Annotated in this window: 21 protein-coding genes and 1 tRNA gene; 20 read left to right on the top strand and 2 right to left on the bottom strand. The window is 58.1% G+C overall.

Annotated elements, in window-relative coordinates; genetic code table 11:
- Nucleotides 1–82 precede the first annotated feature (82 nt).
- The 3 genes from ACEW7X_RS02020 to crcB all read left to right on the top strand — a co-directional run bounded on the left by ACEW7X_RS02020 (nt 83) and on the right by crcB (nt 1,738).
- Entirely contained in the window at nt 83–937 is an 855-nt protein-coding gene (locus tag ACEW7X_RS02020) for a cytochrome C assembly family protein (RefSeq protein ID WP_420177550.1), read from the top strand.
- 3 nt (nt 938–940) lie between these two features.
- A complete protein-coding gene (locus tag ACEW7X_RS02015; RefSeq protein ID WP_068371133.1) occupies nt 941–1,225 on the top strand; it encodes a PP0621 family protein in 285 nt (94 codons plus the stop codon).
- Nucleotides 1,226–1,345: 120 nt separating this feature from the next.
- On the top strand, nt 1,346–1,738 hold the full coding sequence (gene crcB, locus ACEW7X_RS02010) for a fluoride efflux transporter CrcB (protein WP_068371136.1): 393 nt from the start codon (nt 1,346–1,348) through the stop codon (nt 1,736–1,738).
- A 147-nt stretch (nt 1,739–1,885) separates the two neighbouring features.
- On the opposite strand, the gene htpG is transcribed toward crcB, so the two are convergent.
- The gene (htpG, locus tag ACEW7X_RS02005) at nt 1,886–3,793 is read right to left on the bottom strand and encodes a molecular chaperone HtpG (RefSeq protein WP_420177549.1); all 1,908 of its coding nucleotides are present in this window, start codon (nt 3,791–3,793) and stop codon (nt 1,886–1,888) included.
- 185 nt (nt 3,794–3,978) lie between these two features.
- Between htpG and ACEW7X_RS02000 the strand changes: the two genes are divergently transcribed.
- From ACEW7X_RS02000 to ACEW7X_RS01975, 6 genes are all read left to right on the top strand, one after another.
- Nucleotides 3,979–5,367 (top strand): uracil-xanthine permease family protein, encoded by a 1,389-nt coding sequence (locus tag ACEW7X_RS02000; protein WP_127773073.1) that lies wholly within the window; start codon nt 3,979–3,981, stop codon nt 5,365–5,367.
- Nucleotides 5,368–5,579: 212 nt separating this feature from the next.
- Nucleotides 5,580–5,664, top strand: a tRNA-Leu gene (locus ACEW7X_RS01995).
- Between the two features lie 134 nt (nt 5,665–5,798).
- Nucleotides 5,799–6,926 carry a site-specific integrase gene (locus ACEW7X_RS01990; protein ID WP_420177548.1) on the top strand — a complete coding sequence of 376 codons (1,128 nt, stop codon included), beginning with the start codon at nt 5,799–5,801 and terminating at the stop codon, nt 6,924–6,926.
- A 61-nt stretch (nt 6,927–6,987) separates the two neighbouring features.
- Nucleotides 6,988–7,614 (top strand): hypothetical protein, encoded by a 627-nt coding sequence (locus ACEW7X_RS01985; protein WP_420177547.1) that lies wholly within the window; start codon nt 6,988–6,990, stop codon nt 7,612–7,614.
- A gap of 339 nt (nt 7,615–7,953) precedes the next feature.
- A complete protein-coding gene (locus ACEW7X_RS01980) occupies nt 7,954–8,382 on the top strand; it encodes a DUF3010 family protein (RefSeq protein WP_070541143.1) in 429 nt (142 codons plus the stop codon).
- Nucleotides 8,379–9,473, top strand: a complete 1,095-nt coding sequence (locus tag ACEW7X_RS01975; RefSeq protein WP_083301379.1) for a serine/threonine protein kinase — start codon at nt 8,379–8,381, stop codon at nt 9,471–9,473. The genes ACEW7X_RS01980 and ACEW7X_RS01975 overlap by 4 nt, the downstream gene beginning before the upstream one ends.
- 298 nt (nt 9,474–9,771) lie before the next feature.
- Here the strand turns inward: ACEW7X_RS01975 and ACEW7X_RS01970 are convergent, their stop codons facing one another.
- Nucleotides 9,772–10,461 carry a metallophosphoesterase gene (locus ACEW7X_RS01970; RefSeq protein WP_420177546.1) on the bottom strand — a complete coding sequence of 230 codons (690 nt, stop codon included), beginning with the start codon at nt 10,459–10,461 and terminating at the stop codon, nt 9,772–9,774.
- A gap of 465 nt (nt 10,462–10,926) precedes the next feature.
- On the opposite strand from ACEW7X_RS01970, the gene ACEW7X_RS01965 reads away from it, so the two are divergent.
- The 11 genes from ACEW7X_RS01965 to ACEW7X_RS01915 all read left to right on the top strand — a co-directional run bounded on the left by ACEW7X_RS01965 (nt 10,927) and on the right by ACEW7X_RS01915 (nt 18,907).
- Nucleotides 10,927–11,154, top strand: a complete 228-nt coding sequence (locus ACEW7X_RS01965; protein WP_231755246.1) for a hypothetical protein — start codon at nt 10,927–10,929, stop codon at nt 11,152–11,154.
- Complete coding sequence (locus tag ACEW7X_RS01960) at nt 11,151–12,161, top strand: hypothetical protein (RefSeq protein ID WP_241082051.1); 1,011 nt, start codon at nt 11,151–11,153, stop codon at nt 12,159–12,161. Before ACEW7X_RS01965 ends, ACEW7X_RS01960 begins: the two co-directional genes overlap by 4 nt.
- Nucleotides 12,158–12,697 (top strand): plasmid mobilization relaxosome protein MobC, encoded by a 540-nt coding sequence (locus ACEW7X_RS01955; protein ID WP_042997010.1) that lies wholly within the window; start codon nt 12,158–12,160, stop codon nt 12,695–12,697. Before ACEW7X_RS01960 ends, ACEW7X_RS01955 begins: the two co-directional genes overlap by 4 nt.
- Nucleotides 12,694–13,689, top strand: coding sequence for a relaxase/mobilization nuclease domain-containing protein (locus ACEW7X_RS01950; protein WP_420177545.1), 996 nt, complete (start codon nt 12,694–12,696; stop codon nt 13,687–13,689). The genes ACEW7X_RS01955 and ACEW7X_RS01950 overlap by 4 nt, the downstream gene beginning before the upstream one ends.
- Before the next feature lie 25 nt (nt 13,690–13,714).
- Nucleotides 13,715–13,972, top strand: a complete 258-nt coding sequence (locus tag ACEW7X_RS01945; protein WP_234103205.1) for a hypothetical protein — start codon at nt 13,715–13,717, stop codon at nt 13,970–13,972.
- A gap of 256 nt (nt 13,973–14,228) precedes the next feature.
- Entirely contained in the window at nt 14,229–14,954 is a 726-nt protein-coding gene (virB5, locus tag ACEW7X_RS01940; RefSeq protein WP_420177544.1) for a P-type DNA transfer protein VirB5, read from the top strand.
- A gap of 14 nt (nt 14,955–14,968) precedes the next feature.
- Nucleotides 14,969–15,448, top strand: a complete 480-nt coding sequence (locus ACEW7X_RS01935) for a hypothetical protein (protein ID WP_420177543.1) — start codon at nt 14,969–14,971, stop codon at nt 15,446–15,448.
- Nucleotides 15,445–15,705, top strand: coding sequence for an EexN family lipoprotein (locus tag ACEW7X_RS01930; protein WP_420177542.1), 261 nt, complete (start codon nt 15,445–15,447; stop codon nt 15,703–15,705). Before ACEW7X_RS01935 ends, ACEW7X_RS01930 begins: the two co-directional genes overlap by 4 nt.
- A complete protein-coding gene (locus ACEW7X_RS01925) occupies nt 15,705–16,781 on the top strand; it encodes a type IV secretion system protein (RefSeq protein WP_420177541.1) in 1,077 nt (358 codons plus the stop codon). The genes ACEW7X_RS01930 and ACEW7X_RS01925 overlap by 1 nt, the downstream gene beginning before the upstream one ends.
- Before the next feature lie 650 nt (nt 16,782–17,431).
- Complete coding sequence (locus ACEW7X_RS01920; protein ID WP_420177540.1) at nt 17,432–17,665, top strand: antitoxin VbhA family protein; 234 nt, start codon at nt 17,432–17,434, stop codon at nt 17,663–17,665.
- Between the two features lie 153 nt (nt 17,666–17,818).
- Nucleotides 17,819–18,907: a hypothetical protein gene (locus ACEW7X_RS01915; protein ID WP_420177539.1), complete on the top strand. Its 1,089-nt coding sequence runs from the start codon at nt 17,819–17,821 to the stop codon at nt 18,905–18,907.

The following is an 18,907-nucleotide window of genomic DNA, read 5'->3' as shown; positions in this document are numbered from 1 at the left end:
TTACACTTATCGGTTCATCAGTTGGTCCGGCAGGCCGTCATTCGGTACGGTTGCCGTAACCTGTCTCTGCATAATGGCATCTATGCCTTACGACATTGTATTTCACGTAGCGGCCACATTGCTCTACGCCAGTCTGACGCTGCATGCCTGGCGCTCGCTGGCCCGAGCCGAAGCCGAGCCCTGGCAGCCGCGCGAACCGCGCTACGGCTTGCCGCTGGCGCTGCTGCTGCATGGCCTGGGCTTGCAACAGGACATGCTGGCCGGCCCGGCATTGCAAATCAACTGGGCCATCGCCGCCTCGGCCTCGCTCTGGCTAGGCATGATCATTTTCTGGCTGGAAAGTCTGCGCGAACCGCTAGACGGCCTGAAACTACTGCTATATCCGACGGCCGCCCTGAGCGCCTTCGTGCCCATCATCGCCCCGATCACCTACCCGGTGTTGCCGGCCAGCGAACCCTGGCTGCGCGCGCACCTGCTGATCGCTCTGGCTTCCTACGGGCTGGTCATCATCGCCGCGCTGCAGGCCGTGCTCATGACGCTGCTGGATCGCCAATTGCAGGCGCCATCGCGCAATATCGGCAACAACTGGTTCGACGCCCTGTTCGCCCGCGCCCTGGACGCCATGCCACCGCTGTTGATCCAGGAAAAACTGCTGTTTCGCCTGATTTCGCTGGGTTTTGGCGCTCTCACGCTGGCCGTGGTGTCCGGTGCGCTGATTTCCGCCACCCTGACAGGCCAGGCGCTACCGCTGGACCTGAAAACCATTTTCACGCTGCTGGCCTGGCTCACGTTCGGCATCCTGCTGATCGGACGCCGTGTCTGGGGCTGGCGCGGCCGCGTTGCCGTGCGCTGGACACTGGCGGGCGCCGGTTTTCTCGCCTTGATCTACCTGGGCGGCGGGTTCGCCCTTTATGTCGCCCTACAAGGGAACCTGTGAACCATGGGAAAAATACTCTTCTGGCTGCTCATCATCCTGGGCGCAATGGTCGTCGCGCGGCTGCTGGCCACGCATAAGCTAAAAAGCCGGGACCAGGCTGGCGCACGCAGCGCCCGCGGCACCAAAGCGGGCCCGAGCGCCGGACCCGCTGCCAGCGCCAAGGAATCCATGGTGCGCTGCGCCCACTGCCACATCTACCTGCCGCGCTCCGAAGCCATGCTCAAGGGTGGCGAAACCTGGTGCTGCGATGCACACGCCAAGCTGGGAAAACGCCTGGAAAAGCGTTAAAAATAAAACAGGTGCCCGGCAGACCGGCGCCAGGACCAAGCAGCAACGATCCCGCCGGCCGCGCCTGCAAGCGCAGCTTCCTGCCCGCCGGGCGCATTCCATCCTTCCCGGCCCATCGCCATGAATGCCTTAACCATCGTCCTGGCCATCAGTTCCGGCGCTGCCCTCGGCGCGCTGGCGCGCTTCGGCCTCAGTGCGCTGTTCAACAACCTGTTGCCCCAAATTCCCATGGGCACGCTGGCCTCCAACCTGATCGCCGCCTACATCATCGGCTGCGCCATCGGTTATGCCAGTATCGTCGCCGAACTGCCTACCGTCTGGCGCCTGTTCATCATTACCGGCCTGGCCGGCGGCCTGTCGACCTTCTCCACCTTCACCGGCGAACTGCTGACCCTGCTGCGCAACGGCCAGCTGCTCTGGTCCGCCGGCATGATCACCGTGCACGTCTGCGGCTCGTTGATCTTCATGCTGCTGGGCATCTGGACCGTCAACCTGGTGCGCGGCAGCCACTGACGCCCCAAACAGGGAGACGCCGCAAAAAAACAGGGCTGCCTGCCGGTATTTGCCGGCAGGCAGCCCTGGATTCATTGCCATGGCGCCGAACTTGGCGGCTCCTTGTCAGCACAGCAGCCCCGCCAGGGAGCTGCCGGGTCATGCCGCTCAGCGTTGCAGCAGCAACTGATTGAGGCGCTTGACGAACTCGGCCGGGTCATTGAGCTGGCCGCCTTCGGCCAGCAGGGCCTGGCCCAGCAGCAGCTCGGCCCAATCATTGAAGCTCGCGTCGTCCGCTTCGCCCACGCGCACCACCAACGGATGATCCGGGTTGATCTCCAGCACCGGCTTGATCACCGGCGCTTCCTGGCCTGCTGCCTTCAGCATGCGCAGCAGATGCGGGCTGAGTTCGTTTTCTTCGACCACCACGCAAGAAGGCGAATCCACCAGGCGCGCCGTCACACGCACCGACTTCACCTTCTCGCCCAGTGCAGCCTGCAGACGCTCGACCAGCGGCTTGAACTTCTCGGCCACTTCTTCCTGGTGCTTCTTTTCGTCTTCGTCGGCCAGCTTTTCCAGATCCACGCCGCCCTTGGCGACAGACGCCAGTTGCTTGCCTTCAAACTCGCGCAGGTAGGACAGCATCCACTCGTCGATGCGGTCCGTCAGCAGCAGCACCTCGATGCCCTTCTTGCGGAACAGCTCCAGGTGCGGGCTGCTGGCGGCGGCGGTGTAGTTGTCCGCCGTCAGGTAGTAAATCTTGTCCTGGCCTTCCTTCATGCGGCCGATGTAATCCGCCAGCGACACGATCTGCGCAGCGCCTTCGCCGGCCGTCGAGGCAAAGCGCATCAGGCCCGCCACGCGCGCCTGGTTGGTCTGGTCTTCACCCACGCCTTCCTTGAGCACCTGGCCGAAGGCCTCCCAGAACACCGCGTAATCGTCCTTCTTGTTCTCCGCCATGTCTTCCAGCACGGACAGAATGCGCTTGGTCGAACCATCGCGGATGGCCTTCACATCGCGGCTTTCCTGCAGGATTTCACGCGACACATTCAGCGGCAGATCGGCAGAGTCGATCACCCCGCGCACAAAACGCAGATAGGACGGCAGCAGCTGTTCGGCGTCTTCCATGATGAACACGCGGCGCACATACAGCTTCAGCCCATGGCGGCTATCGCGGTCCCACATATCGAACGGCGCATGGCGCGGCACATACAGCAGCTGCGTATATTCGCTGCGGCCTTCCACGCGGTTGTGGGTCCAGGCCAACGGGTCTTCGAAATCATGCGACACATGTTTGTAGAACTCGCGGTACTGCTCGTCGGTAATATCCGACTTGCTGCGCGTCCACAAGGCGCTGGCCTGGTTCACGCTTTCCCACTCGTCTTCCTTGATCTGCTCGTTCTTTTCCTCGTCCCACTTTTCCTTGCGCATCAGGATGGGCAGGGAAATATGGTCGGAATAGCGGCGCAGAATACTGCGCAGGCGCCAGCCGTCGGCAAACTCCTCTTCGCCCTCGCGCAGGTGCAGCACGATCTCGGTGCCACGGCCGGCTTTCTCGGCCGGCGCCACGGAGAACTCGCCCTCACCGGCGGACTCCCAGCGCACCGCCTGATCGGCCGGCAAACCAGCACGGCGCGTCGTCACCACCACCTTGCTGGCCACGATGAAAGAAGAATAGAAACCCACGCCAAACTGGCCGATCAGTTGCGCATCCTTCTGCTTGTCGCCAGTCAGTTGCGAGAAAAATTCCTTGGTGCCGGAACGAGCAATCGTGCCCAGGTTGGCGATCACCTCGTCGCGCGACATGCCGATACCGTTATCGGAAATCGTGACCGTGCGGGCTTCCTTATCGAAATCAACGCGGATTTCCAGATCGGCGCCGCCTTCCTGCAACTCGGGGTGGTCGATTGCCTCGAAGCGCAATTTGTCGCAGGCGTCCGACGCATTGGAAACCAGCTCGCGCAGGAAAATTTCCTTGTTACTGTACAGGGAATGGATCATCAGGTGCAGCAGTTGCTTCACCTCGGCCTGGAAACCCAGGGTTTCGGAAGAGGGGGACGTCGCGTTTTGGCTCATCGTACTTTCTGACACTTGAAAATTGATAGGAAAACGGCGGCCGCCACAGCGGGCAACACCGGAATCCTGTGTTTATGGGGACAAACCGCAGCGATTTCAAGGGCTGCAGGCCCGGAAAGACCCGCAAGCCTGGCCGCAAACGCGCCCAGGCCGTTAAAATGCGGCGCTTTGAACGGCCATCCGCCATGCCTACCGCTCCCCTCCCCCATACCGCCGCGCCTGCCGCGCCCGAGGATGCGCCACGCCAGGACCTGATCTACGGCCCTGACGACCGCCCCGCCCCGCCCGTTGCCTTCATCGCCGCGCTGCAGCACCTGCTGGCGATCCTGGTGCCCATCGTCACGCCCGGCCTGCTGATCTGCCAGGCGCTGAACGTCTCCAGCCGCGACACCACGCTCATCGTATCCATGTCGCTGGTGATATCCGGCATCGCTACCTGGCTGCAATGCCGCCGCTTCGGCCCGCTGGGCGCAGGGCTGCTGATCGTCCAGGGCACCAGCTTCAACTTCGTCGGCCCGCTGATTGCCGGCGGCAGCGTCATGGTCAAGCAAGGCACGCCGGTCGAAGCCGTCATGGCGGCCATCTTCGGCGTCGTCATCGCTGGCTCCTTCGTGGAAATGGGCGTCTCGCGCATCCTGCCCTTCGTCAAGCGCCTCATCACGCCGCTGGTCACCGGCATCGTCGTCCTGCTCATCGGCCTGACCCTCATCAAGGTCGGCCTGATCAGCATGGGCGGCGGCTACGGCGCCATGCAGAACGGCACCTTCGCCAATGGCGAAAACCTCATCCTCTCCGGCCTGGTACTGGGCGCCATCATCGTACTCAACCGGGTTCCCGTCGTCTGGGTGCGCAGCACCGCACTGGTGCTGGCGCTCGTGCTGGGCTACCTCGTGGCTGGCTGGATGGGCCGCCTGGACTTCACCGGCGCCCGCGAAGCAGCGCTGTTCCAGATCCCCACGCCGCTGCACTTCGGCCTGGGATTCTCCTGGTCGCTCTTCGTCCCCATGCTGATCATCTACCTGGTGACCTCGCTGGAAGCCATCGGTGACATCACCGCCACCAGCAAAGTCTCGCGCGAACCGGTGGAAGGCCCGCTGTGGATGCAGCGCATCAAAGGCGGCGTACTCGTCAACGGCGCCAACTCCCTGCTGGCTGGCGTCTTCAACACCTTCCCCAGCTCGGTCTTCGCGCAGAACAACGGCGTCATCCAGCTCACCGGCATCGCCAGCCGCCACGTCGGCATCTGGATCGCGGGCATGCTCATCGTACTGGGCCTCTTCCCCGGCGTGGCCGGCATCCTCCAGGCCGTTCCCGAACCCGTACTCGGCGGCGCCGCCATGGTCATGTTCGGCGCAGTGGCGGCATCGGGCATCAACATCCTGGCCGGCATCGACCTGGACCGCCGCGCCCTGCTCATCATCGCCGTCTCGCTGGCGCTGGGCCTGGGCGTATCGCAGGTACCCGAAATCCTCAGCCACCTGCCCCAGGCCATCAAAAACGTCCTGGAATCCGGCGTTGCCACGGGCGGCATCAGCGCCCTGCTGCTGAACTGGTTCCTGCCGGAAAAGAAATAAGCGTTCAAAGCGGCGCTGCGGATAGAGAGCCGCCTATGAAGCGCAGTTGGTATTTTGGTTCTCGCCAGCCTTTCATGGGAAAGGCCGCGAGAACCAAAAACCAGCCGGGGCACAGCAAATTTCACGCGGAACTTGGCCAATCTGCTGTAAACCACATATAATTATCGTCTTCGCATCTCCCGCAGCACATCTTACGTGTTCGCGACCAACCTGCCCGGGTGGTGAAATTGGTAGACGCAGGGGACTCAAAATCCCCCGCCGCAAGGCGTGCCGGTTCGATTCCGGCCCCGGGCACCATCTCCAAATCTTCTGCTAATTCAAGCCATTAGAAGATTTCGAAGTACAAGCCCCGCACCGGGGGATTTTCCTAAAATTGTGGTCAGGTACAGTTTCGGTACAGTGATGCGGCGCTAGCCCCATACGGAGTACTCATGGCTACGATTGTTAAGACTTCCTCGGGCACTTGGAAAGCCCTCATCCGCAAGACAGGCTGGCCGACCACGGCCAAGACGTTCCGCACCAAGCGGGACGCCGAAGACTGGGCGCGCCGTACCGAAGACGAAATGGTACGCGGCATATACATCCAGCGAGCGCCGGCCGAGCGCATGACCGTCGGAGCGGCATTGACCCGCTACCTCAAGGAAGTCACGCCCACCAAGCGGGAATCGACCCAAGCCGGCGAGCACAAGAAGGCGCAGGTCATCATCCGGCATCTTGGCAAGTACTCGCTGGCAGCCCTGAACGCCGAGATCGTGGCGCAGTTCCGTGACATGCGACTGGCCGGCGACCCGGACAAGAATGGCAAGCTACGGCCTCGCAGTAACAACACGGTACGCTTGGAACTGGCCCTGTTGGGCCACCTGTTCACCGTCGCGATCAAGGAATGGGGCATCGGCCTGCCCTTCAATCCCGTATCCAACATTCGCCGCCCGGCCCCCGGCTCGGGCCGCAACCGGCGATTGACTCCTGAAGAGCAGAACCGCCTGCTGCAAGCCGTGGATAAGCACTCGAACCCGATGTTCGGTTGGATTGTCCGTATTGCCGTTCAGACCGGCATGCGGCTGTCTGAAATTGCCACGCTGCGCATTCGGCAAGTGGACATCGAGCGGCGCGTCGTCCGGCTGGAGCACACCAAGAACTCTTCGCCTCGTACCGTCCCGCTGACTGCCGAGGCAACGCACGTGTTCACCGAGGCACTTGCCAACCCCGTGCGCCCGGCCGAAACCGAATTGGTGTTCTTCGGCGAACCCGGCCGGGATGGCATACGACGCCCCTACCTGTTCGACAAAGCATGGACCGATGCCAAGCGGGCGGCGGGCCTTGAAGACTTCCGCTTTCACGACCTGCGGCACGAGGCTGTCAGCCGGTTCGTGGAAGCCGGCTTGAGCGATCAGGAGGTGTCGGCCATCAGCGGCCACAAGTCGATGCAGATGCTCAAGCGCTATACGCACCTGCGGGCCGAAGACCTGGTGCAGAAGCTGGACCGCCTCGCGCGTCGCGCGCCGTCCACTTCTAAACAACGGAGTGAGGCCGACTCCCAAACAGAGAACAACGCATAATCGCTCCATCGCGTTGCCATAATGAATAACCGATTGTCTTAACCTACGGAGGAAGCTAGTTTTGCATACCGCTATCAAGATCGTCGCCATCAGCAGCCTTGCCCTTACCCTTGCCGCGTGCGGCAGCGCCAAAGACGCCAACAAGAGCAACTTCAGCAAGGCCATACAGGCATACCTGGACACTCAAAAGGGTCTATGCGCTGCGATTCCTGCTAAGGGCTTGCCGTTCACCCTGGCGAATCAAGACATGCTGGGCGGTCAGAACAAGAAGCGCGCCGACGCGCTGGTCGATGCCGGGCTGCTGACGAAGCGAGACACCGAAGTCAAAGCCATGTTTGGCAACAAGATGGAGCCGGCCACCGAGTACCAAATCACTGACACCGGCAAGAAATTCCTCGTCGCCAATGGTGCCAATACGATGGCTGGTCAAGATGCCTTCTGCACCGGCAAGTACACCGTTGTGGAAGTGAGCAACTTCACCGAACCCAGCGACATGATGGGCGTAAAGCTGTCGCAGGTGAACTACCGCTACAAGGTAGAAGGTGCAGATGACTGGGCCAAATCGGAAGGCATGCGTGCCAATTACAAGAACTTTGCGGAACAGACGCAGGGAGATATCCAGGGTAAGGCGGCTGTCATCCTGACCAACGATGGATGGATGCACGAGCGCCTGTTCAAGCGCGGATAAGCCGCCCCTGGCTCAGTTCAAAAACGAAAGGCCTTTCACCTGCGAGTGAAGGGCCTTTTCTTTGGTTCTACGCCGATCTGCGTGGTGGTTGGGGTTGCAGAACGACCCAAAGGTGACTGTTTGAGCGCCTCTTCCCCAGCCGCCCATGCCTCTGCTTCCGACTTTAAATGTGAAAATTAGAAACTCATATTTGCTATAGTTTGTTCACCAGAGGCTGGCGGGGTTTCCCAACGCAGGGGCAATCCACATCCAGGAGAAAGCCGTGACCAGGTATCCCCCGGCCCAGTTTATCGCGCAGGTTTTGATTAATACATTACGTTGCGACCTCTAGGAGACACCATGCCCCTTTGCGGCGTTGAAATCAAAGGCAGCGAAGCGATCTTCGCCGTAGTCGAGGTTGTTGATGGTCATTGGAAGCACATTCCGACGGAAACGAAGCGCATCGCCTTGAACGACGATGACGACGCGAAGAATGTCCGTTCGTTTGCGGACCTCATCGCCGGGTTTCTTCGGGACAACAAGCTGACCGAAGTCGCGCTCAAGAAGCGCGGGAAGAAGGGGGAATTCGCCGGGGGGCCGACAACCTTCAAGATCGAAGGCGTTTTCCAACTCAACCGGGACTGCTCAGTTCAGCTAATCTCAGCCCCAACCATTGCCGCGCAGGACAAAAGGCACAATTTCGTCATCCCTACTACCTTGAACAAGTACCAAGTTGAGGCATTCCGAACCGCTTGCGCCGCGCTTGCTCAGCGCCTTCCAAAAGTATGACCAAGCTGTATATCGAAGGCTCAAGCGCGCCCGTTGAGATCAAGACGTCGCTGATAGAGTTCTCCAAAAGTATCGAGTTTCACCGCGAAGACTCAAAGGCGGAAAACGGCTACGTCTTCTTTGGCACTAACCGCGTAACGGGTACGCTCGTCACTCTCAAGTACTACTACTGGGGTGGCAAAGCAGAGTACCACGCTGAGCCCCGACAACTTGCCCAGATTGACGCACAGAACGTCCTCAAAATTCTGGACGCGGGGCTCATCGATGCAAAGTGGGCGTACTTCATGACCCCCACTTGTACTGGCGGCGATCTAGACCTTGTTCTGGAGTCAAGCCCACTGGGATTGAAGGCGGCGCTTGAGTACACGTATCAAACCCTCTCGGGTTTGAGCCATCTTCATGGGAGTCGTTTCCTCCATCGCGACATTAAGCTCGCAAACTTGTACTTGACTGAAGGTGGTTCCGTTGTCATTGGCGATTTCGGCTCAGTGAAGCGATTGCCCGAGGCAGCCTCAACAATTCCTGCATCAAGCCATTCGCTAGCTTATCGACCGCCGGAAACAGTAATCACTAACTCGTACGGTATTCCCGGAGACATCTATCAATGCGGTTTGGTCCTCTACCAGCTACTCGGTGGAACGCTTTCATACGACGGCCTCGCGTGGCTAAACAGGCGGGAACTCGTTCAGTTAGAGACGCTCGCAACGCCGTCGGATAAGGGAGACTTTATTGACCGCTGTATCAAGGCAAAGATCGCGGCGGGAAAAGCGACAGACCTCACGTCCTTACCACCCTGGGTTCCAAAGTCAATTCGCCGGATCATTAACAAGGCCTGCCACGTTGACGCAGCACAACGCTTTCAGACCGCCTCAGCGTTCATGGCCAAGATCCATGATGTTCGTCCGTCTGTTCCCGACTGGCGGGTGATCGAAGGCTGTCCAACACTTATTGCCAAGACTAGCTACAGGATCGTCAGTGGTGACGAGGGTTACTCCGTTCAGAAGCGGGCGAGAGCTGACTGGCGTAACGAAAATACTATCGCCGGTTCGACTCTCGAAGAGTTAGTCGAAAGCATCGCACAGAAGGTTTAGGCGCCAGCGCATGCGCTAAGCGTCCGCTTTCATTTTCTCTTACTGGCTGCTTTTGGCCGAATTCGGCCGCATGTCTTCCTGAGCGAATCATCCCCGCCTACACGGCAACCGAGTAGCACGCAAGATCATCAAGTCCTCGCGCTGGCTGCTCCTGCGCAATCCCGAAAACGTCAGGCGAAAAGCCTTCCCCGGAAATCGGTGATGAACCTCTTTTTCCATATCAGTTCACTTCTCTGATCCGCCCGTTTGTCGGGCCTTTTAAGGCTGCGCCATGTATTCCAGAGGTAGCAGAATGGCATTAGCGTGGCCACGACTTAAGCGTATGCAAGTCCAGCAACGTAAACCTCCCCGCATCCTGCCATCCACCTGTGTCGATGTAGTAAACGTTGCCAAGCTGCGCAGGGTTGCGCAGGGTCATATGTCCATGGACCACCGCACGTACATTGCGGACAGGCTGGGAATACTGCATTCGATAGCGGTCGACGGACCATAGACAGGCATCTTCATCCTCCGGGCTAAAAGTAGCGCCATGAATTGCATGCCAATCGTCATAGGGAAAGTCGGCGTGAACCATACCCACTACACCACTCGGCGTTTCCACCTCGATAGCCAGCGGCAAGGCACTCAAGCAGGCCGCAATGCGTTCACGAACATCGCCAACACAGGCATCCAACCATCCGCCGCCGTGGGCACGATGATCAACGTCCGGAATCGGATTGCCCATCACCCGTCGCCACGTCATCAGGTCGTGATTCCCACAGATCGCGTGAAACCACGGGCGCTTCAACCATTTCAGAACATCGGCTGACTCAGGACCTCGGTCCACAAGGTCCCCCACGGAAAACAATCGGTCCATTTCTGGCGAGAACTTTACGGCAGCCAGCGCGACCTCAAGCCGACCAAAATGACCATGGATGTCACCCACCGCAAAATCACGGCCGTTGGCATTCAATTGAAAGCGCCGGACTCGGACATTACCGGGCGTCATTCCAAGATTCCATATAGTTCCCTAACGACTTGTCATGCATGCCCCATGATACTTGGCTCTCCACGGTAACGTGACACGCACTCCGCTGATCCTAGTGTCATCACTTCGAATGCGAGCCAACAGCGTGAGCACGCTCACATCGTTGGTAATTTTCCACAAAATTTTTCCTTGTCCACCGACGTTTCAGACGCCGAAATCAGGGCGCCTCTCTGACCGCGCCTAAGCCCTTGATTTCGAGGTTCATTTTGCTTGATCACTTCATCGCAAGAAAGCCAATGTGCCATATCTTGGCATTTGGCGATGCCTAATCTTGGTTTTTACTGACACCCCATTTTGGTCTTTAAAATCAATGGGTTAAGTTTGACATCCATGCCTTCACGGTAAAGACTGGCATTACCTACGGTGAACTTGTGAGGCATATGAATGACTACTGGAGAATATCTGTTGGGACGGTTTGGACCGTTGATGAGCATCGTTGACGTCGCTACCTTGCTAGGCCGATCTCCCGATGGTGTCCGCGTTGCGCTTTATACCGATACCGATTTTTCGCGCAAGCTGAAACCAGCCATGCTGCGGGTCGGCCGCCGCGTTTATTTTCGGACGTTGCAGGTCACGGAAGCGCTGAGTCTGGAACAGCCGGCAGACGATGAAATCATGCCCGCAGAGGCCGCTACGCGAGGGCCGCGCGCATGAGTCGGCAAAGAACCATCAACGACCAGATATGGCGGTCAAATCGCCTGTCAGGCTGCACGGTTGAAGACCGCTATGCGCTGTTCTACTTCCTGACCTCGCCATTCAGCAATGTCATCGGCGCGTATGAAATCGTCATTCGCGTTGCGGCCTCAGAAATGGGCTGGGACCCCGATTCACAACTGATGCCAGTGATGCGTCGCCTCATCGAGGCTGGCATCTTGGATTTTGACGCGCAGGCGAATTACATCTGGATCAAAGATTGGTGGGACCACAACTCCGCCAAGATGGCAGTGGCAACGACCCTTAGGAAAAAGACACTCGAGCAAATAGCGGCACTGCCCCGAGGCTGGCGTGACGCTTACGTGAATGACTTTATCGATCGACTGCCTACCGAGGATCCGCTGCGCAATACGGTAGCCAAAGCCCTTGGATACGGTCCTTATAGGCTATCGACACCCTATGCGGGACCCGACGACGGCCGGACGTCGATTCCGGCCGAACCAAAAGACATCCATAGAAATCAATCAATTAGCAACGGGCATACCCCAGCGACAGCCTATCTCCAGGGTATGGGCAGGGGGCCGGGTAACACTACTACTAACACTAACCCTATCTATAACCCTACTACTACAACGAGAACCGACGACGGTCTTCAGTACCCTACCGCGCTGGTCCCCGCTGAGAAACTGTCGATCCAAAACTTGCTTACCGACGTCCAATCAGTTGATGCGCAAGCATTGCTTGACGAGCTGGACGGAGCCATCAAGACACCCGGAACCATCAGAAAGACAAAGGTCGCCTATTTCAAAGGAATCCTTGAACGCCACCGCACAGGGGGATTCGTGCCGTCCGCTGGCATCCCGATAGCAACCAGAAGGGAACGCCTGGCAGCGACGCAAGATATGTCGCGTGCTTCGGAATCAGCACCACTCAGCAAAGCTGAATCTCAAGCCCGGCTTCAAGAAATCAAAGCCCAACTGGAGCTGCATACGAGGATGCCGAAATGACGCGCAAGACCACACTCAGCATCCGCCTGGACGGTGATCTGAAGCGGCGCTGGCAGGCACTTTGTCTTCGACAAGGCAGTACGCCCAGCGACGGCCTGCGGCAGATCATTGTCCGCCTTCTCAACGGTTCGGCAACGGACACTTCGCCCACTCCATCAACACATGAGCAGCCCGATACTTCGCGTCGCCGCTTGGAACTCCGCCTGACTGAGACGGAATATGCCCGTATCGAAGCACTGGCCTTGCAGCAGGGCATGTCCGCCAATCGCTGGGTCATCCACCTGATACGGGCCAATCTCAGCGGGGAACCACAGTTCGGCATGACAGAGCTACGGACGCTGGGCGAATCGAATTCACGGCTGCTGGCCATCGGCCGCAACCTGAACCAGATCGCCCGGCATATGAACGCAGGACGCGCGCTGGAGACGGTGGTAACCGCTGAGCGTATCGACACACTGACCCGTCATATCAAAACCCACACCGCGCGGGTGGCAGACATCATGCGCGCCAACATTGACCGCTGGAGGCTGGAATGAGTCTGGTCATTGATGGAATTTTGAAGGACTGGGGCGAACGCATCTATACCAAGCCCGTAACCAGCCAAGGCATAAAGCGCACGGTGACGCGATCACGCACTTCGCCGCCCTCTAAGCCCCTGTTGTTGACTGGCAGCGCTCGGGTCCGCGACAAGTTGATGCTGACCACTCGCAAAGCGCCCGAAGTCATAGTGAAGATCTCCGGCGGCGGCAAAGGCATCGCGCAGGTGAAAGCACATCTCGACTACATATCGCGCAACGGCCTGGTAGCGTTGGAGAACGAAGACGGTGAAATCATCCTTGGCCGTGAGGCAGTGCAGGACGTTCGCCACGAATGGAAAAGCGGCCAGTACGGGTTGCCTGACAACGGCTCGCGGCGCGAAACGTTCAATATCGTGCTGTCCATGCCACCCGGCACCGACCGACGCGCAGTCAATGACGCTATCCGTGCATTCGCGAAAACGGAGTTCGGCGCCAACCACGCGTATGTCTTCGCCATCCATGACGATGAAGCCCATCCCCACGGCCACCTTTGCGTTAAGGCGCTCGGTCTCGACGGCAGCCGGCTCAATCCACGGAAAGCGGACCTGCAACGCTGGAGGGAGCGCTTCGCCGAGGCGCTGCGTGAACAAGGCATCGAGGCCAATGCCACACCGCGTAGGGCACGGTCTAACACGCATGCTACGGTCAAGCAGGCGACGCGACATGCCGCCAAGCGTGGCCAGAGCGCCAAAGCGGCCGAGCGGGAACAACGCAAGCTTTCGGACGTTTCACCTGCCATCAGGAATGGCTACGGGCACATTGCGAAAGCCTTGGCCGCTGGAGACATACAGGACAAATCGCTTGCCCTGGAAATTGTCCGGTTCCTTGATCCCTCGCAGGACAGAACGCTACAGGTCCCACAGCGTAGTCAGCGCAGCACGGAAGTGACCAAGGACGCCCATCAACTGGATGGGATCAACCACCCAGACACTGGCGACCTGAGCCGTTGATTGATTGCGCAAGAAGGACCATAAGATGGCTTTACGCTACGACGCCCTGCAAGACTACTGCGATGATCCAGCGCGCACCGGTGACGTGCAGGTCATTCTGTATGCGCACTACTGGAAGGGCTTTGCCTTGGCCGTGCAGGACGGCACTACAGAGCACCACGTCATGGACGACAAGGGCCGACCGTACCGGTTCCGAACCGTAGAAATGGCCTTGGCGGAACTGGCGAACATCTCGTATCTATCGGACCGCATCATCATTGACCGTCGCGCGTGGTCGCCGTAGTCGGAAACTACTTTGCATTAACCGTAAGTACAATCAACTTCGGTTGTACCTTTAACCACAACGAACGTTGCACCGCCCCAAGGACGCCTAGCGTACCGGGTGCCGACCCGAAAAGAAGGGTTCCGACCGCCGAGAGCAGATCGGCCGCTTAGTCGCCCCAAGGACGCACAGTCGTACTGGGCGCGGTTCCTGAACAGACCGACAGACCGGACAGCACGGTCCTACGTTCGCCCTCAACCTCTCAGGAGTGGCGAACATGAAGAAACTATCAGCCTCTTGCATTCTGGCCGTCGGCATTGCCGCGTCGTCGGCCGCCTTCGCACAAATCCCCGTGACAGATGGCGCTTCCATCGCCAAGAGCGTGGAAAACCAGATCGAAACGATGGCGAAGTGGAAGATGCAGTACGACCAGATGGTGAGCCAGATCGACCAGATGAAGCAGCAATACGCTGCGGTCACTGGCACGCGCGGCATGGGCGAACTGTTCAACAACCCGCAGCTGCGTGACTACCTGCCGCAAGACTGGCAAGGGGTCTATGACAGCGTGAAATCACGCGGCTATGCTGGCCTGAGCGGGCGCGCAGAATCCATCTACGACAACAACAAGGTGTATGACGCCTGCACCGGCTTCACCTCGAACGAGCAGCGCACCAACTGCGAAGCGCAGGCCGTCAAGGGCGCGCAAGACAAAGCCTTTGCGCTCGACGCCTACGACGCGGCGAAGAAGCGCCTCAGCCAAATCGACCAGTTGATGAGGCAGATCAATCAGACACAGGACCCGAAGGCCATTGCTGAACTGCAAGGCCGCATCGCGGCCGAGCAGGCCATGATTCAGAACGAGCAGACCAAGCTACAGATGTACCAGATGGTCGCGGCAGCGGAAGACCGGTTGCAGGAACAGCGCCAGCGTGAAATCAACGCGAAGGTCCTGGCGAATCGTGAATACACGAAGCATCAGCCTTTCAATCTGCTGGATAAATAAGAGGAGACAAGCCCATGATTTCCTATATTCACATCCCTGTTTTGGCAATTTGCTTTTTCACACTGATGTTCATGCGCCGGTGGTGGCAATGCATAGACCGCCTTGGTTTCACGCGCGAGGTCGGCCGCCGCGCGCCTTCGCTTGTTCAAGGTGACATTCTGGGCGCAGCCTTCGCCATCCTCCCCTTCGTGATCGCGGCGCTAGATTGGTCCGGGGTTGTCCTACCGGGCCAGTCGAGTCCGACGTCTTCATGGACGGCGGCATTGATTTCACTGTCCTGCCTCGGTATTTGCGCGTTCGTCCTGCGCAACTCTAGCGGGCGAATCGCAGGCAATTGGGCTGGCACGCGTGAAAGCGCACTTCGCACAGTTGCGGCGCTACGCATCATCGACGCGGCCGAGCTGGCTCACGCACTCGGCGTATTGCAGCAGCACGAGAGCCGATACACCGGCGGCCGAACCATCGAAATCAACGCACAGGAGATGCGGAAATGAAAAAGCTCGTTCTCACCCTTTTCGTCGCAGCAACACTCGCGGGCTGCGACCAGACCGAGCCGGTCCAAACCGTGGATTGGTACAAAGCGCACGATGCCGAGCGCACTGCGATGGTTTCCAAGTGCCGGAATAACCCTGGCGAGTCGGACGAATCACCGAACTGCATAAATGCCGTCACCGCCCAGAACCATCTGACGGTAGAGAAGCGCGGATACACAAAGCATGAGCCAATCAATGTGCTCGAAGGGGGCAAATAGTGGCTATTGAATCTAATATCTTTGAATGGATGGGCGAAAGCATCGACATGACGCTGAACGCATTTGTTCAGGTGACGTCGGGCAATGTCATTTCCATGTTCACTGACATCTTCATCTACGGTGGTACGCTCACACTCGTGATGATGGGATTCGCCATCATCTTCGGATATGTCGAAGCCCCTGCCTCAAACTTCATGAAGACTTGCGGGAAGTTCATCGTCATTGGCGGTTTGGCAATGAGCGCCCCTACGTACCTGTCATGGGTTGTCGAGGCATTGCGCGGCCTGGAAACGGGCGTCGCTGACGCCTTCTCGGCATCCGGCAGCAGTACGTCCGCTACCTCGGTTTATCAGGTGCTCGATAAGGCGGTGTCCGATGGCTTCCAGATCGGCGGCGATATGCTCGACAAGATGGGAAAACGGCGCTGGTATGAGATTGGCATGGTGTTTTGGGACCTACTAAACGCCCTAATCATCTACGCCGCCACGCTCATCATTGCCATTCCGGCAGGGGCAATGGTGATCGTTGCCAAAATCATGCTCACCCTCATGCTTGGCATCGGGCCGTTCTTCATCGCCATGCTGATGTTCCCCGTCACCGCGAAATGGTTTGATAGCTGGTTTGGCCAAGTGATGACCTACATCATGCAAATCGCCTTGGTGACAACGGTTCTCGGCATGGGCATGAAGTTTTTCAGTGCCCTTACGGCCAAAGTTTTGGCCGTCACCACTGACCATCCTATTGCCACAATGCTTGAAATCCTGATCGTCACGGGCGTTACCCTGTTCTTGCTGCAACGCGCATATGAGGCAGCATCGCACCTGGCCGGAGGCGTGTCCTCGGCGGGTATCACGCTTAGGCAAGTCAGCCAGGCCGCCGCATCCCCCGTTACTCAAGTTCTCAACCGTCAAACAACTCGCCGCGACATGCAAAGCGGCATGATGGTCACCGGGGGCCGGCTCAATCATCTCGCAGCAGGCAACACAATGTGGAACCCAGCGTACCGGCAACACGTAATGCAGAACATGGGCAAAAACTGGGGACCGGCTACAGGCGGCTCAGTCAAAGGCGAATAGCCTGCCATCTGCCCCTGCATTGGCCTCGCTTTCGGCGAGGCCCTTTCATTTCTAGCGGCAAAACTCCGCGCTTCGCTTGGGCAACCTCTTCGGTTGCATCCCGCGTCCGATCTTGCCGGACTGGCTGCGGGGGCAGGCCCGGCGGCTTCGCCTGGTTCCTACCCCTTGCCACAGGCTGCACGGCCTCCAGACGGGTCAAGGGTAAAGGCTACGCCCGATATCCTCACCCGTTCCCTACGCTCCGCTTCGGGCTGCGGCTTCCGGTCCCGCCCTTGCCCCCTCTTCCAGCCAAACAACGTCAGGAGCGGTGCTCTCAAGCGGATGGCGGGTCAAGGGGTTGGTGCGGCCCGCAGCCCCGCAGGGCGAGGACACGGCCCCTTGACGCGGGAGGAGCGCCCCACGCTATGCCCGGGGGCAGGAGTTCCGGGCCAGAGGCCCGCAACCCCTGCTCCCGAGGCTCCCGCCGGCGAGGGTGGAGAGTCCAGAGAGGCAAAGCCTCTTTGGAAACTACGGCGAGTACGCAGCCGATATTGGCATCCATAGCAGGTAAAACAAGACAATTTCAGCGCGCCACCTGTGTGGCTACGTGTACCTAAACCAAATTACCCATACTTCTTGTAAGATCGAGTTACCTACGGCAAGGAGGCACCATGGCAGGCACGGGTAAATGCAGGCAACAGCCCCACAAAACCATATCGGATACCGAACGCAGCCGCCGGCAATCGGCAGTTAACTATGCGCGGGCCTCCGTCGGTTTAGAAGGTTTCTCGCTCAATGAAGCAGATGAGGCCCACGCTCAGCGTTTCGTCGATGGTCAGATAAGCCTGCATGAGTTTGTGCAGCCGCGCGCTGACGCATTAGCACTCCCAAAGTCTTCGTCATGACGAAGAAATTTAGGATTTTGGGACTAGTGCAGGATAGGCTGTCGCCGGTTTTTGTATTGCACAAATTGCCAGTTTCATCCCTCGTAGATTGGATAGAGGAAGTTGCCCTACAAACTAGAGGCATAACCCAATAAGCACCAAGGATCGAAGAACATGTCAGGGATAAATGCCGCTATAAAGCCCAACCCCGCGGAAGACGCCAAACATTTCATTAGTGCACTGCGTGATCGTTGCAGTTGGCCTATTTTTCGAGAAGCATTAAAGAGAGCTCGTTTGTCCACAGGGCTTGGGTGGGTGGAGTTAGAAGGAACAGCTGCAGAAACGACCACCAACGGAGCAAAGCTGCGTCAACTTTTGCGGGAGTATTACTTTGAACACCTGATCGCCGGCGAAAGATATATTCAGCTCTACGAGATGCCCGCGATTGATAAAAAACGCCTACTCACGGTACTTGGGCTCGCTACTGTTCCAAAGTCGGATTTCCAAGACACCTACCCTCTTCCTCTCTCGCTTAAGCGACTGCCTTCCGCTCCATCCGACCCGACTCTCGTAGAAGTGCGTCCGCTGGATCGTGACGACTACGCACTGGTTTATTGTTCCGTCCGCTCTTATGATGACCGGGAAAAGTATACTTTCAACCAACTTCCGTCTCATGTACAACAAACCTACACGGAAATTGACCAACTTATAACCGTGCGAAAAGTGCATTACCAAGCCTATGACGTAGTAGTAATTCGCCCTGGCTTAAATAGGATCGAAATCTGTATAGACCAACCAAAAAAATCAAATGCCGAGCGTCTTGAACTTGCCGTCCTAAGCGTACTAGGGACTGCGTGTCAAAACGTTCCTGATTTAGAGCCAGCATTTTCAACTCCGGCCTATAACGTTTTTCCCGCAATAAGTGGAATTTATTTCACACATAAAGAAGGCACCGTCCGCTCTCTATCCTTTCGCACGCTTACGGGTTCACGAAAGCACGAGCGAATGATTCAATCGGATGATGACCTACGGGCGGAAAAGTTTCATCAGGCTGGAGCTCATGCTGTGCAAAATAAATTAAAACCATATGAGTTAACGGTTGAATGGGAATCAAAGGTTCCTGAGGGTAAATTTGAAGTTACGATGAAAGCACTAATTCGTGAATTATCTAGCCAAGAACCTCGGCTCTATGGATTCTATGTAACAGCAAACTCCAACCCGCTGATTGCTGTTGCAATCAATAAAATAATTAAGTATATCTAG

Source organism: Kerstersia gyiorum (genome assembly GCF_048595715.1).
GTDB lineage: Bacteria > Pseudomonadota > Gammaproteobacteria > Burkholderiales > Burkholderiaceae_B > Kerstersia > Kerstersia gyiorum.
The sequence above is the reverse complement of the archived record's forward strand: the minus strand, read 5'-3'. Positions and strand labels throughout refer to the sequence as shown.

Excerpts from the sequence above, each read along its gene's own strand:
- ACEW7X_RS02020 (WP_420177550.1), top strand. The coding sequence starts at position 83 with ATGCCTTACGACATTGTATTTCACGTAGCGGCCACATTGCTCTACGCC.
- ACEW7X_RS02015 (WP_068371133.1), top strand. The coding sequence starts at position 941 with ATGGGAAAAATACTCTTCTGGCTGCTCATCATCCTGGGCGCAATGGTC.
- crcB (WP_068371136.1), top strand. The coding sequence starts at position 1,346 with ATGAATGCCTTAACCATCGTCCTGGCCATCAGTTCCGGCGCTGCCCTC.
- htpG (WP_420177549.1), bottom strand. The coding sequence starts at position 3,793 with ATGAGCCAAAACGCGACGTCCCCCTCTTCCGAAACCCTGGGTTTCCAG.
- ACEW7X_RS02000 (WP_127773073.1), top strand. The coding sequence starts at position 3,979 with ATGCCTACCGCTCCCCTCCCCCATACCGCCGCGCCTGCCGCGCCCGAG.
- ACEW7X_RS01990 (WP_420177548.1), top strand. The coding sequence starts at position 5,799 with ATGGCTACGATTGTTAAGACTTCCTCGGGCACTTGGAAAGCCCTCATC.
- ACEW7X_RS01980 (WP_070541143.1), top strand. The coding sequence starts at position 7,954 with ATGCCCCTTTGCGGCGTTGAAATCAAAGGCAGCGAAGCGATCTTCGCC.
- ACEW7X_RS01975 (WP_083301379.1), top strand. The coding sequence starts at position 8,379 with ATGACCAAGCTGTATATCGAAGGCTCAAGCGCGCCCGTTGAGATCAAG.
- ACEW7X_RS01970 (WP_420177546.1), bottom strand. The coding sequence starts at position 10,461 with ATGACGCCCGGTAATGTCCGAGTCCGGCGCTTTCAATTGAATGCCAAC.
- ACEW7X_RS01965 (WP_231755246.1), top strand. The coding sequence starts at position 10,927 with ATGAGCATCGTTGACGTCGCTACCTTGCTAGGCCGATCTCCCGATGGT.
- ACEW7X_RS01960 (WP_241082051.1), top strand. The coding sequence starts at position 11,151 with ATGAGTCGGCAAAGAACCATCAACGACCAGATATGGCGGTCAAATCGC.
- ACEW7X_RS01955 (WP_042997010.1), top strand. The coding sequence starts at position 12,158 with ATGACGCGCAAGACCACACTCAGCATCCGCCTGGACGGTGATCTGAAG.
- ACEW7X_RS01950 (WP_420177545.1), top strand. The coding sequence starts at position 12,694 with ATGAGTCTGGTCATTGATGGAATTTTGAAGGACTGGGGCGAACGCATC.
- ACEW7X_RS01945 (WP_234103205.1), top strand. The coding sequence starts at position 13,715 with ATGGCTTTACGCTACGACGCCCTGCAAGACTACTGCGATGATCCAGCG.
- virB5 (WP_420177544.1), top strand. The coding sequence starts at position 14,229 with ATGAAGAAACTATCAGCCTCTTGCATTCTGGCCGTCGGCATTGCCGCG.
- ACEW7X_RS01935 (WP_420177543.1), top strand. The coding sequence starts at position 14,969 with ATGATTTCCTATATTCACATCCCTGTTTTGGCAATTTGCTTTTTCACA.
- ACEW7X_RS01930 (WP_420177542.1), top strand. The coding sequence starts at position 15,445 with ATGAAAAAGCTCGTTCTCACCCTTTTCGTCGCAGCAACACTCGCGGGC.
- ACEW7X_RS01920 (WP_420177540.1), top strand. The coding sequence starts at position 17,432 with ATGGCAGGCACGGGTAAATGCAGGCAACAGCCCCACAAAACCATATCG.
- ACEW7X_RS01915 (WP_420177539.1), top strand. The coding sequence starts at position 17,819 with ATGTCAGGGATAAATGCCGCTATAAAGCCCAACCCCGCGGAAGACGCC.